A 15,651-nucleotide genomic window follows, 5' to 3' on the forward strand; every position below is an offset into this window, starting at 1 on the left:
GCCTGCTTGCCGGGCTCAGCGACGACGAGCGCGGCTATTGGCTGGAGCGTTGCCGCAACCGGCTGGCCGATGGCCGACCGGGCTGCGTCATGCTGACCGGCGACTTCTGGCCGGAGACGGCGGGCGCCGAGGCCATCGTCCTGCTGCGCGACGGGGCGGAACACATCAGCACCGAGGGGCTGGCGATGGTGGACGGCCTGCTGCAGCGCCGGGCGGTTAGCACGCTGACAGGCCTCTATCCGCAGCTGTCCGGGACGGTGATCGCCGATCTGCTCGACGCCGCGCCGGCGCCAGCGCCGGTGCCGCTGAACGGGCTGCGGCTCGGCGGCGAGATGCTGTTCCTCGCGCCCTGATCATCCTCTGGGCGCCCAGAGGATGATCGCCGCGCCGGCAAGGCAGACCGCCGCGCCGATCAGGTCGAAGCGGTCCGGCCGCATGCCCTCCACCGCCCAGAGCCAGAAGAGCGAGGCGGCGATATAGACCCCGCCATAGACCGCGAAGGCCCGTCCGGCCTGTTCGGCTGGGCTCAGCGCCAGCAGCGTCGCGAAGAGCGCGAGCGACAGCATCCCCGGCGCCAGCCAGAGCGGCGAGCGCCCCAGCCGCAGCACGGCCCAGACGGCGAAACAACCGCCGATCTCGGCGATTGCGGCGGCGGCGTAGAGGAGAAGACTGGTCATGCGGCCCCTGTCCTGCGACGCGGCGAGACTGGCCCAAAGGCCGTCGGGCCGCAAGGACGGCCGGCGCAGAAGGCGGAAGAGGCAGGAGAAAGTGGCAGCCCGTAGGGGAGTCGAACCCCTCTTACCAGGTTGAAAACCTGGTGTCCTAACCGATAGACGAACGGGCCACGCTGGCAGTGGCGCGGTGTTAAAACGCCGCGGCGGACAGCGCAAGGGGGAAATTCACTCCCCCGCGCAAAACTGTCACAGACGCACCGCATCCTCGAGCCGGAACTGCACCTTGCTGCGCCCGCCCCAGGTGTTGACCTCCAGCCGGCCCGCCAGATGGAAGCGGTTTGCGCCCGGATTTTCCAGCAGCGGCCCCAGCGGGCCGTCGAAGGCGCCGAAGGCCACGCCATCCACCCGCGCCCCCTCGCCGTCGCCGAAGCTCAGCCGCAGGTGGTTCTCGCCCATCCGCCGGGTGGTGACGCGCTGGTCGGCGAAGGCGAAGCGCGGGGCCGAGGCGGAGGCTCCGTAGGGGCCGGCGCTGTCGATCTGCTCGCAGAAGGCCATGCTCGCCGCCGAGGGCATCAGCAGGCTGTCGAGCCGGAGGTCGGCCGGCCCGCCGAGCCCCGCCCCCTGCCGCGCCAGCAGCTCGCCCAGCCGCTCCATCGCCTCCGCCATGCGGTCCTCGGCCACGGTCAGCCCCGCCGCCATCCGGTGTCCGCCGCCCTTCAGCAGCAGCCCCTCGGCCGCCAGCCGCTGCACCGCCGCGCCGAGATCGACGCCCGCGACCGAGCGGCCCGACCCCTTGCCGATGCCGCCCTCCAGCCCGATCACCACGGCGGGTCGGTTGGTCGCCTCCTTCAGCCGGGCGGCGACGATGCCGACGACCCCCGGATGCCAGCCTTCCCCCGCCGCCCAGACCAGCGGCCCGTCGAGCCCGCGCGCCTCGGCCTGCGCCAGCGCCTCGGCGCGGACCCGCGCCTCGATGTCGCGCCGCTCGGTGTTCAGCTGGTCGAGCCGCTCGGCCAGCGCCTTGGCCTCGATCGGGTTGTCGGTCGCCAGGAGCCGCGCGCCGAGATCGGCCTGCCCGATCCGCCCGCCGGCATTGACCCGCGGCCCGAGCAGGAAGCCCAGGGCATAGCTGTTCGGCGCCGCATCCATCCGCGCCACCTCGGCTAGGGCCACCAGCCCCGGCCGCTCGCGCCGCGCCATGACCTTCAGCCCCTGCCGCACCAGCGCCCGGTTCACCCCGATCAGCGGGGCGACATCGGCCACCGTGGCCAGCGCCACCAGATCGAGCATCGCCATCAGGTCCGGCCCCTGCCGGCCCTCCAGCCTCAGCCGCCGGTTCGCCTCCACCAGCAGGAGGAAGACCACCGAAGCCGCGCAGAGGTGCCCGAGCGAGCCGTCCTCGTCCTGCCGGTTGGGGTTCACCACGGCGAGCGCGGGGGGCAGCGTCTCGGCGCCGAGGTGATGGTCGAGCACCACTACATCGGTGCCCGCTGCGGCGGCGATGGGCTCGTGAGACAGGGTTCCGCAATCGACGCAGATGATCAGGTCATGCGCCGCCGCCAGTTGCTGCATGGCGGGCACGTTCGGGCCATAGCCCTCGTCGATCCGGTCGGGGATGTAGAGCGTCGAGGCCAGCCCCAGCGCCCTGAGCCATGTGATGAGCAGCGCCGCCGAGGTGCCGCCATCGACGTCGTAATCCGCAAAGATCGCGATCCGCTCGCGGCGGCGCAGCGCCGCCAGCAGCCGGTCGGCGGCGGGCCCCATGTCGCGCAGGCTCAGCGGGTCGGGCAGCAGGTCGCGCAGGGCGGGGGCGAGGAAGAGCTCGGCATCCGTGGCCGCCACGCCGCGCCGCACGAGCGTGCGGCACAGCGGCAGGGGCAGCCGGGTCGTCTGGGCCATGGCTTCGGCCAGACGATCCTCCTCGCCCGTGGGGCCGACCCAGCGGCGGCCGGTCGCTGACGCCTCGACGCCAAGGAACGCGCGCGCCGCCGGAGCCGTCATTTCACCGGGCTGCGGTAGCTCATGCGACGCACGGAGCCGGTCTTGGACCGCATCAGGATGGTTTCGGTGGTGACCCAGCCGGGTTCGCGCTGGATGCCCGCAAGGATCGAGCCGGAGGTGACGCCGGTCGCGGCGAAGATCACGTCGGCGGTCACCAGCTCGTCGCGGGTGTAGATCCGGTCGAGATCGGTGATCCCGGCGCGCTTAGCGCGCATCCGCTCGTCATCGTTGCGGAACAGGAGCTGGCCATACATCTGCCCGCCCATGCATTTCAGCGCCGCCGCCGCCAGCACACCCTCGGGCGCGCCGCCCGAGCCCATGTACATGTCGATGCCGGTCAGATGCGCCTCGGCGCAGTGGATCACGCCGGCCACGTCGCCATCGGTGATCAGCCGGATCGCCGCGCCGGTGGAGCGGACCTCTTCGATCAGCGCCTCGTGGCGCGGACGCTCGAGGATGCAGACGGTGATGTCGGCGGCCTCGCCGCCCTTGGCCTTGGCCAGCGCGTGGACCCGCTCGGCGGGCGACATCGACAGGGTCACGGTATCGACCGCATAGCCCGGGCCGATGGCCAGCTTTTCCATGTAGACGTCGGGCGCATGCAGCAGCGAACCGCGCGGCGCCATGGCGATCACGGTCAGCGCGTTGGGCATGTCCTTGGCCGTCAGCGTCGTGCCTTCCAGCGGGTCGAGGGCGATATCCACGGCAGGGCCATTGCCGGTTCCGACCTCTTCCCCGATGAACAGCATCGGCGCCTCGTCACGCTCGCCTTCGCCGATCACCACCACCCCGGCGATGTCGAGCAGGTTCAACTGTTCGCGCATCGCGTTGACGGCGGCCTGATCAGCGGCCTTCTCGTCGCCGCGCCCGACCAGCCGGGCCGAGGCCAGCGCTGCGGCCTCGGACACGCGGGCAAGGCCGAGTGAAAGCATGCGGTCATGAAATTCTTGGGCGTCAGCCATTTTACTATCCTTAGGGTGCAAGTCTCCGCCCCCCTCTCTAGTGAAGGCCGGCCCGGGGATCAAACCTCTTCGATGCGGATCGCCACCGGATCGCCGACAAGCACTCCGGTCGCCGCGAAACGGCCGATGGCATGGGCGATATCGGCGCCCGTCGCCTTGTGGGTGACGATCAGCACCGGCGCGTTGCCGCCCGCATGGCCATATTGCCGCATCCGGTCGATCGAGATCCCGGCGTCGCCCAGCGTCGTGGCGATCTTGGCAAGCGCTCCCGGCTTGTCCAAGAGCGTCATGCGCAGGTAATAGGGTGCGGGCGTCGCCACCTTGGCGGCCACCGGCACGGCAAGACGGCTCGCGCGCTGGCCGAAGGTGGGCAGCCTGAGCCCGCGCGCGAGGTCGATCACATCGGCCATCACCGCGCTGGCCGTCGGGCCCTCGCCGGCGCCGGGACCGCGCAGCACGATCTGGCCGACCGCGTCGCCCTCCAGCACCACCATGTTGGTGCCGCCCTGCAGCTGGCCCAGCGGGCTGTCCATCGGCACGAGGCAGGGCGTCATCCGCTGCTCGAGCCCGCGGCCCGACATCTGCGCCACGCCCAGAAGCTTGATGCGGAAGCCCAGATCGGCGGCGTGGCGGATATCGTCGATCGAGATCGCGCCGATCCCCTCCAGCTCCACTGCGTCGAAGCTCACCCGCGTGCCGAAGGCGATGGCGGCGAGCAGGCTCAGCTTGTGGCCCGCATCGATGCCGCCGACGTCGAGGTTCGGGTCGGCCTCCAGATAGCCGAGCTGCCGCGCCTCCTCGAACACCGTGTCATAGGGCAGGCCCGCGCTCTCCATCCGGGTGAGGATGTAGTTGCAGGTGCCGTTCATCACACCCATCACCCGGCGCATGCCGTTGCCCGCCAGCCCTTCGGTCAGCGCCTTGATCACCGGGATGCCGCCGGCCACCGCCGCCTCGAAGCGGATCGCCAGCCCCTTGGCCTCGGCGGCCTCGGCCAGCGCCTGTCCGTGATGCGCGAGCAGCGCCTTGTTGGCCGTCACCACATCCTTGCCGGCCGCCAGGGCCGCCTCGGTGGCGAGCTTCGCCGGACCTTCGGAGCCGCCCATCACCTCGACGAAGACATCGATGTCGTCGCGCCGTGCCAGCGCCACAGGATCGGTCTCCCAGGCATAGGCGGAAAGGTCGGCGTCGCGGTTCTTCGTGCGGTCGCGCGCCGAGACGGCGGTGATCACCACCGGGCGGTCGCAGCGCGCCTCGATCAGCGCGGCATGGCGCTGCACGATCCTGACGACGCCGATGCCGACGGTGCCGAGACCGGCAAGACCAAGACGCAGGGGCGCAGCCATGAAACCTCCGAAAGCAAGACCCGGCGTTGCTCCGGGTGTGGGTGCGTGGGTCTGTTAGCGCGTTGCCGCGAGGCATGCAACGCGGGCCGCCGGAAATGCGCCGCCTGCCGGGGCAGGGGCCGTCAGCCCCGGTAGTGGCGCAGCACGAAGACCCGGATGGCCGAGGCGAGGCCGACATCGGCCTCGCGCGTCTCGTCGATCTCGACGGCGAGCGCGTTCACCGCCAGACCGCGGGCGCTGGCGATCTCGCGGAAGGCGCGCCAGAACTCCTCCTCCAGCGAGACGCTGGTGCGGTGGCCACGCAGGGTGAGCGAGCGTTTTTCCGGGCGCCCGCTCATTCCGGATCGCGCTTATCGGCCTGGTCGCGCTTGTGGGCGTCGAGCGCGGCGCGGGCCTTGTCGGCCTGCGCCTGCTCCAGATCGCGCTCGGCCTTGGTCCGGCCGAACTTCGCGGCATTGGCGTCAGCCTCGGCCCGCTTCGCTGCGCGGTCGCGCGCCTTGCGGGCCTGGGTGAGGTTGACGACCTTGGCCATCAGCCCTTCGGGCCGATCATGTCTTCGGGCCGCACCACGCGGTCGAAGGTCTCGGCATCGACATAGCCGAGCGCGATGGCCTCTTCGCGCAGCGTCGTGCCGTTCTTGTGCGCGGTCTTGGCCACCTTGGTCGCCGCGTCATATCCGATGGTCGGCGCCAGCGCCGTCACCAGCATCAGCGATTCCTTCATCAGCTTGTCGATCCGCGCGGTATTGGCCTGGGTGCCGACCACCATGTTGTCGGTGAAGCTGCCCGCGGCATCGCCCAGAAGCTGCATCGACTGCAGCACGTTGTAGGACATCATCGGGTTGTAGACGTTCAGCTCGAAATGGCCCTGCGAGCCGGCGAAGCCCACGGCGGCATCGTTGCCCATGACCTGTGCGCAGACCATGGTCAGCGCCTCGGCCTGGGTCGGGTTCACCTTGCCCGGCATGATCGACGAGCCCGGCTCGTTCTCGGGCAGGATCAGCTCGCCCAGACCGGAGCGCGGGCCGGAGCCGAGGAGGCGCAGGTCGTTGGCGATCTTGAAGAGCGAGGCCGCGACGGTCTTCAGGGCGCCCGAGAACATCACCATGGCGTCATGCGCGGCCAGCGCCTCGAACTTGTTCGGGGCGGTGACGAAGGGCAGGTCGGTGATCTCGGCGATCCTGGCGGCAACGCGTCTGTCCCAGCCGACGCGGGTGTTGAGCCCGGTGCCGACGGCGGTGCCGCCCTGCGCCAGTTCGTAGATGTCGGGCAGGCACATCTTCACCCTGGCGATGCCCTTCTCGACCTGCTTGGCATAGCCGGAGAATTCCTGGCCCAGGGTCAGCGGCGTCGCATCCTGCGTGTGGGTGCGGCCGATCTTGATGATGTCCTTGAACTCTTCCGACTTCGCCAGCAGCGCCGCATGCAGCTTTTCCAGCCCCGGCAGCAGCACGTCGCGGGCCATCATGCCGATGGCAACATGCATCGCGGTGGGGAAGGTGTCGTTAGAGCTTTGGCCCATGTTCACATGGTCGTTCGGATGCACCGGCGTTTTCGAGCCCATGGTGCCGCCCAGCATCTCGATCGCACGGTTCGAGATCACCTCGTTGGCGTTCATGTTCGACTGCGTGCCGGACCCCGTCTGCCAGACGACCAGCGGGAAGTTGTCGTCGAAGCGGCCGTCGATGACCTCGGTGGCGGCCCTGGCGATGGCTTCGCCTAGCTCCGCCGAGATGTCGCCCTGGTCGATGTTCACCAGCGCGCAGGCCTTCTTGATGACGCCGAGCGCCCGGACGATGGCCACGGGCTGCTTTTCCCAGCCGATCGGGAAGTTCTGGATCGAGCGCTGGGTTTGCGCGCCCCAATACTTGTCGGCGGGAACCTCCAGCGGGCCAAAGCTGTCGGTCTCGGTGCGGGTTGCGGTCATCGGCAAGCTCCTTGATGTCTCGCCGCCGTCTTAGGGGGGACGGCGGGGAAAATCAATCGGCATACCGTCGCATACCGGCTTGGCCTATTTGCGGAACTTGTCCAGGCTGACCACCTGGGCGTCGTGGCGCGGCGGCTCGTCGTCGCCGTCGTCCTCCTCGAGATCGCCCTCGTCATCCTCGGCTTCCTCGTCATCCTCATGCGTCTCGAAGCGCAGGCCGAACTCGACCGACGGATCGACGAAGGTGCGCACCGAGTCGAAGGGGATCACCAGCGGCTCAGGCTGGTTGCCGAAGTTCAGCGTGACGGTGAAACCCTCGTCGGTGACGACGAGGTTCTCGAACCAGTGCTGGATCACCACGGTCATCTCGGTCGGGTAGCGCTGGCGCAGCCAGTCGGCGATGGCGACATCAGGATGGTTGGTGTCGAAGGTGATGAAGAAATGATGCGCCCCCGGAAGCCCGTGTTCCGAGACATCCGTCAGCACGGACTGGATCAGCCCGCGCATCGCGCGATGCATGAGGTTGCCGTAGTCGATGGAACGCGCCATGCCCAATCCTTTCCAATTTCCGGCCAGCATAGGGGATTCGCCTCCGAAGGGAAGGGGGCGACCCTTGGGATTTTCAGCCATGACGGGCGTTCCCGGTCAGAGCCATGCGACAGCCGCCGAAGCGCCTGCGCAAAGGGCGAGCACCAGCGGCAAGGGCAGGCGCAACCGCAGCAGGAAAAGCGCCGCGGCGAGCGCGAGGAGCAGCGCCACGGGGTCGAGGCTGGCCCAGTCGGGATGCAGCAGGCGCAGCGGCCCGGCCTCCCACAGCCCGACGCGGTCGAAGAGCACATGGGCGGCGAACCAGAGGCCGAGGTTGGCGATGACGCCGACCACCGCGGCGGTGATGCCCGAGAGCGCCGCCGAGAGCCGCGGGGCATGGGCGAGCCGGTCGATCCAGGGCGCACCGGCGAAGATCCAGAGGAAGCAGGGGGCGAAGGTGGCCCAGAGCGCGACGAGCGCGCCGGCGACGCCCCAGAGGAGCCCGCCATCGCGATGGGCGGCGAGGTAGCCGACGAATTCAGTGACGAGGATCAACGGTCCCGGCGTGGTTTCGGCCAGCCCCAGCCCGTCGATCATCTGCGGCAGGCTGAGCCAGCCCTTCTCCTGCACCACGGCCTGCGTCATCCAGGCCAGCACGGCATAGGCGCCGCCGAAGGTGACGACGGCGAGCTGCGAGAAGAAGACGCCGATCTGCGTGAAGAGCCCGCCCTCCAGCAGCGCCAAGAGGGCGAGGGGGGCGAGCCAGATCGCCCCCCAGAGCGCCGCGCTGCGCAGGGTGGTGCGGATCATGTTGGGCGGCGGGGGGCTGGCCTCGGTCGTGGCGCCGGTTGCGGTCAGCGCGCCCCAGAGCCCGGCGGCGAGGATGATGACCGGGAAGGGCAGGTTGAGGGCGAAGAGGCCGAGGAAGGCCGCGAAGGCGATCAGCGCATGGCTGCGGCGGGTCAGGGCGCGGCGGGCGACGCGCAGCAACGCCTCGAAGACGATGACGATCACCGCCGCCTGCACGCCTTCGAACAGCGCCCGCACCAAGGGCACGCTGCCGAAGCTGGCGTAGATCATCGCCAGCGCCAGCACCACGGCAGCCCCCGGCAGCACGAAGAGGAGCCCCGCGATCAGCCCGCCCGCCGTGCCGCGCTGCTTCCAGCCGGCCCAGGTGGCAAGCTGCATCGCCTCGGGGCCGGGCAGCATCATGCAGAAGGAGAGCCCGCGCAGGAATTCTTCCTCGGTCAGCCACTTGCGTTCGTCGACCAGCTCGCGGTGCATCAGCGCGATCTGCGCGGCGGGGCCGCCGAAGGAGAGGATGCCGATCCGGGCGAAGACGCGGGTCAGGTCGGTGAGGCTGGCTTGCATGGGGGCTCCGGCTGGCTGGGGGCGGAGACTAGCGGCGGATTGTGACAGCGCAACCTCAGCTTGCCGGCTTTTCCAACTCGCGCAGGATCTTGGCGCGGATGGCCTGCGGATAGTCCTGCAGGCCACGGGCGGTCATCACGAAACCGCCGCGCGTGACGACGAGGCGGCTGTAGAAGGCGGTGATCGGGGCGGAGGGCCCCATGTCCTCGATGGCGATGGCGTTGATCTCGACCCCGGCGGCCTGCGCGGCGCTGCGGGCGCGGCCGACGGTGTAGCCCGCATTCTCGGGCCCGTCGCCAGAGATGTCGATGACGCGGCGCTTGCAATCCGCGACGGCCTCGAACTGGGCGAGGGAGAAGCCGATCGCCTCGCCCACCGCCGTGTCGGAGGCGGTGAAGGCGCGGGGCAGGCTGCGGGCGGCTTGGGCAAAACGGGAAATCTCGGCGCCCGACAGCATCCGCCGCCAGGGCAGCACCAGCGCCTGCCGCCCGACGCCGGACCATTGCACAGCGGCCAGCGCCACCTGACCCCGCTGCAGCACCTCCGCCACCTCGGGGTCGTCCAGCGCATCGGCAAGGCCCTCGACCTGCAGTGCATATTCCCCGGCGTCGATCGAGCCGGAGATGTCGATGGCCAGAAGCAGCGCCGTCTCGCAGGCGCGGGCGGGGTGGGCCAGACAGAGGGCGAGGGCGAGACAGCGCAGCATCCCGGCAGCCTGCGGCCGAAGCCTGCGCAAGGCAAGCGTGGTCAGCCGCGGGCGAGGGCGGCGGCGAGCACGGTGTCGACGTCGGCGCTCATCGGCAGGGCCCGGGCGAGGATCTGGGCGGTGGGGAACCAGCCGACTTCTGAGACATCGTCCTGCGGCTGCGGGGCGCCGCCGACATAGGCGCAGAGCACGGCGGCGAGGAAGAAGTGATGCGCCACGCCGCCCGAGGCGTCGGGCAGCAGGATGTCGAGGTTCATCAGGTAGTCGACGGGGGTGGCGATGACGCCGGTCTCCTCCACCAACTCGCGTGAGGCGGCGGCGAGGCCGGTCTCGCCGCGCTCGACATGGCCGCCGGGAAAGCCCCAGAGCCCGGCGTCGGGCTCGTTCAGGCGGCGCACCAAGAGGACATTGCCCTCGTGCAGCACGACGGCGAGGACGGCGAGGGAGGGGCGCGCGGCGGTCATGCGCAAGTGCTACCCAATGCGGGCGGCGCTGACCATCTGGAATAGGGGATTTAGTGCAGGTTTCTGTTGCCAGGTACCTGCGAACCCCGCCTTACGCGGCTAAGCGCAAGGGCTTAAGTTTCGATAACTCGAACTGCTTACGCAGCCAGAGCCATCGGAGCACGGTTGTCGTTGGCAACTGCACTTGCGGACCGATAACGGTGGTACCTCACCGAGCAAAAGCTGGCCCCTTTAGACGTTCGTCGATCCTGTTTCGGCCCCCTCCGCCCCCAACGCGGGGAAAGTCTGGTGGAGCCGCCGGGTACCGCCCCCGGGTCCGATCCGTTTATTACGGGTGCGTTTATCGCCATAGTCACGGTTGCCCGTGACAGGCTGAATGTAGGTCGGGGGCGGGGCGGGCGCAAGGGGAGACCGTCTGGCCTCAGCCTTGGGCGTTCTGCCATTCGGGCAGCGGGAACAGCCGGTCGTAGGCCCAGTTGTAGACCAGCGCATAGACCATGTAGAACAAGGCGAAGGCCGCATCCATCACCAGCGCCTCCCAGAACGTGATGCCGAGCCACCAGGCGATTACCGGCAGCAGCACCAGCAGAAGCCCCAGCTCGAACAGGACCGCATGGGCGATGCGCTGCGGCAGCGTCTTCTGCGTGCCGCCCGTGAGGCGCTGCATCAGGTGGTCGAAGCCGATGTTGTAGATGTAGGTCCAGAGCATCGCCAGCGTCGCGCCGATCACGGCGATGGCGCCGATCTCGTGCAGCGGCTTGCCGAAGGCGATCATGCCCAAGGGAGTGACGAGGACGAGGCCGATCAGCTCGAAGCCGGTGGCGTGGCGGATGCGGTCGAGGGTGGTGCGCATGGAATGGCCCTTCCTTTGCAGGTCCGGGCCGTCCCGAGCGGTGCCCCGTTGCGGGGGGAGGTCGTCCTCTCCGCCCCAGATATGGGTGTCCGGGGGAGGGTGGCAAGGGCGCGATGGGAAACGCCGCCCCGGTGAGGGGGCGGCGCATCGGTGGGTCGCGTCGATCAGAAGCCCGACTTGATCATCTCGAATTCCTGCAGCATCCGGTCGCGCATTTCCGGCGCGATCGGGGTCTGAGCCAGCAGGGTGGTGTCGATCGGGTTTACGTCGGCCGCGACCAGTTCCTCTTCGGAGATCTCGGCCATGGCGGCGTCATTGGTATGGGCATAGCCGAAGCCCTCGAGCAGGCCCTTGGCCGAGGGATGCGCCAGCCAGGAGTTGATGAAGTCGTAGGCCTTGTCCTCGCTGCCGGGTGCGTCCTTGAAGTTGACGTAGCCGCAGAACCAGGTCGCCGCGCCTTCCTTGGCCTGACGCTCGAAGCCGACCGGGAAGCCCTCGCCGCGCATCAGCGCGATCGAGTCGTTCCAGGACCATGCCACCTGCACCTCGCCCGTGGCCATCAGCTGCGCCAGTTCCGACGGGTCGGCCCAATAGGCGCGGACATTGGCATGCGCCTGACGCAGCCAGTCGGCGGCGGCGGTGAACTGCTCGTCCGTCACGTTGGTCCAGTCGGTGACGCCGGTGGCCAGCAGGGCCAGCGACCAGATGTCATCGGTGTTGTCGGGCAGCGAGATCCGGCCCTGGTATTTCGGGTCGAGGAAGACCTGCAGGGTGGAGACCTCCTCGGCCGGGACGGCCTCGGTGTTGTAGGCGATGGCGGTGTAGGCGTAATCGGTCGGGATGTACCAGACGCCGGTATCGTCCTTGAAGATCTCGGAATTGGTGAAGCGCGGCGCGATATTGGCGTATTCCGGGATCCTGCTCACGTCCCAGGGCTCGATCAGCCCAGCATCGCGGTATTTCGACACCATCTGCGAGCAGGGATGCGCCACATCGGCCTTGAAGCCTGAGGAGACCTTCTGGAAGGCCTCGTCATCGTCGCCGTAGAAGGCATAGGTCGGCTTGTCGCCATGCTTCGCGATGTAGTCTGCGAGCAGGTTGTCATCCTCGAACCCGGCCCAGTCGAACACGATCAGGTCGCTGTCGGCGGCGAAGGCGGGCAGGGCGAAGGCAAGGGCGGCGCTGGCCAGAAGGGACGTGCGGCGGATCATTGGGGCTCCTCGTATGATTGCGGACACCGGCCTCGCATCTCGCCGCGCTGGCCGGGGGGTAGGAGGACGCTAGAATAGCACTGGTGCTGTCTCAAGCACTTATTGCAGAGTCGGCCCCGCGCCATGGTCCTGTCCTGTGCAGGCGACGGGATCACGACGGCTTGAAGGCCGGGCGGAGGTTATGCCCAAACTTTGGGCGGAAGACGAAGGGGGATGCGATGTTCAGGGCGCTGCTGGTCGAGAAGGATGCGGAGGGTGTGGCCCATGCCAGCCTGCAGGATCTGCCGGACGACCGGCTGCCCGAGGGCGGGGTGACGGTGGCGGTCGAGTATTCGACGCTGAACTACAAGGACGGGCTCTGCCTCGGCGCGGGCGGCGGGCTGGTGAAGAGCTGGCCGCATGTACCGGGCATCGATTTCGCCGGCGTGGTGGAAAGCTCGGACGACGCCCGTTTCGCGCCGGGCGACCGGGTGGTGCTGACCTGCTGGCGGGTGGGCGAGACGCGCTGGGGCGGCTATGCCACCAAGGCGCGGGTGAAGGCCGACTGGCTGGTGAAGCTGCCCGAGGCGCTGAGCACCCGCGCCGCGATGGCGGTGGGCACGGCGGGCTTCACCGCGATGCTGGCAGTGCTGGCGCTGGAGGATCACGGGCTTGCCCCGGATCAGGGCGAGGTGCTGGTGACGGGGGCTGCGGGCGGTGTCGGCTCGGTCGCGACGGCGCTGCTGGCCTCGCGCGGCTACGAGGTGGCGGCGGTCACCGGGCGGCCCGAGACGGAGGCCTATCTGCGCGATCTCGGCGCCGCGCGGATCGTGCCGCGCGCCGATCTGGCCGAGACGGTGAAGCGGCCGCTGGAAAGCGAGACCTGGGCGGGCTGCGTCGACGCGGTGGGCGGGGCGATGCTGGCGCGGGTCTTGGGGCAGATGAAATACGGCGCCTCGGTCGCCGCCGTCGGGCTCGCGGGCGGCACGGCGCTGCCGGCCTCGGTGGTGCCCTTCATCCTGCGCGGGGTGAACCTTCTCGGCATCGACTCGGTGATGAAGCCGATGCCGGGCCGGGTCCGCGCCTGGGAGCGGATCGCCCGCGACCTGCCGCTCGACCGGCTGGAGACGATGATCCGGCCCGCCACGCTGGCCGAACTGCCGGCACTCGGCGCCGCGATCCTGAAGGGCGAGGTGCAGGGCCGCGTCGTCGTGGACGTCAGGGCCTAAGACACCCGCCCCTGAGCGCGGCGCTTGTCATCCTCCGGGCGGCTGGCTAGCGTTTGCCGGTCGCCCCCGCGACGCCTGCCGCCGCAGCCTGCCCCCGCGCGGCCCCTTCCCGGAGAGTCCATGACCGTCCTCGACACCGATTTCGTCCGCGCCCAGTTCCCCGCCTTCCAGGAGGCCGCCCTCGACGGGCAGGCCTTCTTCGAGAATGCCGGGGGGTCCTACACCTGCCGCCCGGTGATCGACCGGCTGTTCCGCTTCTACCGCCAGCGCAAGGTGCAGCCCTATGCGCCCTACGAGGCCTCGCGGCTCGGCGGCGAGGAGATGGATCAGGCGCGGGCGCGGCTGGCGGCGCTGATGGGGGTGGAGGCGGAAGAGGTCTCTTTCGGGCCCTCGACCAGCGCCAATACCTTCGTGCTGGCGCAGGCGGTGCGCAAGTGGCTGGCCGGGACCGGCGGTGCGGTGGTGGTGACCAATCAGGATCACGAGGCGAATTCCGGCGTCTGGCGGCGGCTGGCGGAGGAGGGGATCGAGGTGCGCGAATGGCGCATCGACCCCGAGACGGGGCATCTCGACCCCGCGGCGCTGGGCCGACTGCTGGAGGACGGGCGGGTGAAGCTGGTCTGCTTCCCGCATTGCTCGAACGTGGTGGGCGAGATCAACCCGGTGACCCAGATCTGCGGCATGGCGCGGGCGGCGGGCGCCTTTACCTGCGTCGACGGGGTGAGCTATGCGCCGCATGGTTTCCCCGACATGGCGGCGCTCGGGGCTGATGTCTATCTTTTCTCGGCCTACAAGACCTACGGGCCGCATCAGGGGATCATGGTGATCCGCCGCGCCTTCGGCGAGCTCCTGCCCGCGCAGGGTCACTGGTTCAACGCGGGCACGCTCTCCAAGCGTTTCACCCCCGCCGGGCCGGACCATGCGCAGATCGCGGCCTGCGCCGGGATGGCCGATTACATCGATGACCTCCACGCGCATCACTTCGCGCCCGAGCCGGATGCGACGGCGCGCAACCGCGCGGTGCACGGGCTGATGCGGGCGCAGGAGGTGCGGCTGTTGCAGCCGCTGCTCGACCAGCTCGCCGCGCGCAACGACCTGCGGCTGATCGGCCCGCGGCAGGCCGAGAGCCGCGCGCCGACGGTGGCCGTGGCGCTCGATGGCCCGGCGGAGCGGGTGGCGGCGGCGCTGGCAGCCAAGGGCATCATGGCGGGAGGCGGCGATTTCTATGCCGGGCGTCCGCTCGAGGCGATGGGGGTCGATCTGGGCCGGGGGGTGTTGCGTCTGAGCTTCGTGCATTACACCTCGCAGGCCGAGGTGGCCAAGCTGATGCTGGCTCTGGACGAGGTGCTGTCGGCCTGAGCCGGGCAGGGGGCCTGCCACCCCCCTCGCCGTGATACGGCTCCCCTGCGAGTATTTCCGCCAAGAAGACGGCCGAGTGATCCGCGACGGGCAATGCTGCGTAAGTCTTGTGAAATTTCGAGAGTTCCCCGATCCATGCCCGACCAACCGCTGCTTCTCTGGTTCCGACGCGATCTGCGGCTGGCCGACCATCCGATGCTCGCTGCCGCTCTCGACAGCGGCAGGCCGCTGCTGCCGGTCTTCATCCTCGACCCCGAGACCGAGGCGATCGGGGCGGCGGCGAAATGGCGGCTGGGCGAGGGGATTGCCACCTTCGCCCGCGCGCTGGAGGCGCTGGGCAGCCGGCTGGTGCTGCGGCGCGGTCCGGCGCTGGAGGTCCTGCAGGCATTGGCGCGCGAGACCGGGGCCGAGGGCGTGCGCTGGTCGCGGCTCTACGATCCGGCCTCGGTGGCGCGCGACCGGCAGGTGAAGGCCGCGCTGCGGGCCGGGGGGCTCTCGGCGGAGAGCCACGCCGGGCATCTGCTGCACGAGCCCTGGGAGGTGCAGACCGGGCAGGGCGGGTTCTACAAGGTCTACACGCCCTACTGGAACGCGGTGCGACAGCGCCCGGTGGCCGATGCGCTGCCCGCGGCGAAGCGGCTGCCCGCGCCTGCCCAATGGCCGGAAAGCGATCGGCTGGAAGACTGGCGGATGGGCGCATCGATGCAACGCGGCGCAGCCGTGGTCGCGCGCTATGCCAGCGTCGGCGAGGCGGCGGCGCAGGCGCGTCTGCGGGGCTTTCTCGACGCGCGGCTGGAGCGCTATGCCGAGGCCCGCGATCTGCCCGGGGTCGAGGCGACCTCGCGCCTGTCCGAGCATCTGACCTATGGCGAGATCACGCCGCGGGCGATTTGGCACGCCGGGATGCGGGCGCTGCACGAGGGCGTGCCGGGGGCGGAGAAATTCCTCAAGGAAGTGGTCTGGCGCGAGTTCTCCTATCACCTGCTGCACCACACGCCGCAGATCGCCAGCGAGAACTGGCGGAACGACTGGCAGAGCTTCG

General features: G+C 69.7%; 16 protein-coding genes, 1 tRNA gene, 1 other RNA gene and 1 pseudogene. 4 read left to right on the forward strand and 15 right to left on the reverse strand.

What is annotated here, in order from left to right:
• Window positions 1-353, forward strand: a pseudogene (locus C5F48_RS25235) (DUF4153 domain-containing protein); the annotation flags it as partial.
• Here C5F48_RS25235 and C5F48_RS16585 read toward each other — a convergent pair.
• From C5F48_RS16585 to C5F48_RS16655, 15 genes are all read right to left on the reverse strand, one after another.
• Complete coding sequence (locus C5F48_RS16585; RefSeq protein ID WP_107664986.1) at window positions 354-677, reverse strand: YnfA family protein; 324 nt, start codon at window positions 675-677, stop codon at window positions 354-356.
• Window positions 678-769: 92 nt separating this feature from the next.
• Window positions 770-844, reverse strand: a tRNA-Glu gene (locus C5F48_RS16590).
• 76 nt (window positions 845-920) lie between these two features.
• On the reverse strand, window positions 921-2,675 hold the full coding sequence (recJ, locus tag C5F48_RS16595; protein ID WP_107664987.1) for a single-stranded-DNA-specific exonuclease RecJ: 1,755 nt from the start codon (window positions 2,673-2,675) through the stop codon (window positions 921-923).
• Window positions 2,672-3,637 (reverse strand): class II fructose-bisphosphatase, encoded by a 966-nt coding sequence (gene glpX / locus C5F48_RS16600; protein ID WP_107664988.1) that lies wholly within the window; start codon window positions 3,635-3,637, stop codon window positions 2,672-2,674. Before glpX ends, recJ begins: the two co-directional genes overlap by 4 nt.
• A gap of 59 nt (window positions 3,638-3,696) precedes the next feature.
• Window positions 3,697-4,983, reverse strand: coding sequence for a homoserine dehydrogenase (locus tag C5F48_RS16605; protein ID WP_107664989.1), 1,287 nt, complete (start codon window positions 4,981-4,983; stop codon window positions 3,697-3,699).
• 122 nt (window positions 4,984-5,105) lie between these two features.
• Window positions 5,106-5,321 (reverse strand): ribbon-helix-helix domain-containing protein, encoded by a 216-nt coding sequence (locus C5F48_RS16610; protein ID WP_107664990.1) that lies wholly within the window; start codon window positions 5,319-5,321, stop codon window positions 5,106-5,108.
• Complete coding sequence (locus C5F48_RS16615) at window positions 5,318-5,515, reverse strand: DUF4169 family protein (protein WP_107664991.1); 198 nt, start codon at window positions 5,513-5,515, stop codon at window positions 5,318-5,320. Before C5F48_RS16615 ends, C5F48_RS16610 begins: the two co-directional genes overlap by 4 nt.
• Window positions 5,515-6,909, reverse strand: a complete 1,395-nt coding sequence (gene fumC, locus C5F48_RS16620) for a class II fumarate hydratase (protein ID WP_107664992.1) — start codon at window positions 6,907-6,909, stop codon at window positions 5,515-5,517. Before fumC ends, C5F48_RS16615 begins: the two co-directional genes overlap by 1 nt.
• Window positions 6,910-6,993: 84 nt before the next feature.
• On the reverse strand, window positions 6,994-7,458 hold the full coding sequence (locus tag C5F48_RS16625) for an SspB family protein (protein ID WP_107664993.1): 465 nt from the start codon (window positions 7,456-7,458) through the stop codon (window positions 6,994-6,996).
• Window positions 7,459-7,554: 96 nt separating this feature from the next.
• The gene (chrA, locus tag C5F48_RS16630; RefSeq protein WP_107664994.1) at window positions 7,555-8,808 is read right to left on the reverse strand and encodes a chromate efflux transporter; all 1,254 of its coding nucleotides are present in this window, start codon (window positions 8,806-8,808) and stop codon (window positions 7,555-7,557) included.
• A gap of 55 nt (window positions 8,809-8,863) precedes the next feature.
• Complete coding sequence (locus tag C5F48_RS16635) at window positions 8,864-9,514, reverse strand: DUF1194 domain-containing protein (RefSeq protein WP_107664995.1); 651 nt, start codon at window positions 9,512-9,514, stop codon at window positions 8,864-8,866.
• Window positions 9,515-9,555: 41 nt separating this feature from the next.
• Complete coding sequence (locus tag C5F48_RS16640) at window positions 9,556-9,978, reverse strand: NUDIX hydrolase (protein ID WP_107664996.1); 423 nt, start codon at window positions 9,976-9,978, stop codon at window positions 9,556-9,558.
• Between the two features lie 52 nt (window positions 9,979-10,030).
• Window positions 10,031-10,386: a transfer-messenger RNA gene (gene ssrA / locus C5F48_RS16645) on the reverse strand.
• Window positions 10,387-10,399: 13 nt separating this feature from the next.
• A complete protein-coding gene (locus tag C5F48_RS16650; protein ID WP_107664997.1) occupies window positions 10,400-10,831 on the reverse strand; it encodes a PACE efflux transporter in 432 nt (143 codons plus the stop codon).
• Between the two features lie 164 nt (window positions 10,832-10,995).
• On the reverse strand, window positions 10,996-12,042 hold the full coding sequence (locus C5F48_RS16655) for an extracellular solute-binding protein (RefSeq protein ID WP_107664998.1): 1,047 nt from the start codon (window positions 12,040-12,042) through the stop codon (window positions 10,996-10,998).
• 218 nt (window positions 12,043-12,260) lie between these two features.
• On the opposite strand from C5F48_RS16655, the gene C5F48_RS16660 reads away from it, so the two are divergent.
• From C5F48_RS16660 to C5F48_RS16670, 3 genes are all read left to right on the forward strand, one after another.
• Window positions 12,261-13,250, forward strand: a complete 990-nt coding sequence (locus tag C5F48_RS16660; protein ID WP_107664999.1) for an MDR family oxidoreductase — start codon at window positions 12,261-12,263, stop codon at window positions 13,248-13,250.
• A gap of 120 nt (window positions 13,251-13,370) precedes the next feature.
• Window positions 13,371-14,609, forward strand: coding sequence for an aminotransferase class V-fold PLP-dependent enzyme (locus C5F48_RS16665; RefSeq protein WP_107665000.1), 1,239 nt, complete (start codon window positions 13,371-13,373; stop codon window positions 14,607-14,609).
• Between the two features lie 135 nt (window positions 14,610-14,744).
• Window positions 14,745-15,651 (forward strand): cryptochrome/photolyase family protein (locus C5F48_RS16670; protein WP_181247716.1); only part of this gene is annotated, 907 nt, incomplete at its 3' end.

This window comes from Cereibacter changlensis JA139, from assembly GCF_003034985.1.
Classification (GTDB): Bacteria; Pseudomonadota; Alphaproteobacteria; order Rhodobacterales; family Rhodobacteraceae; genus Cereibacter; species Cereibacter changlensis.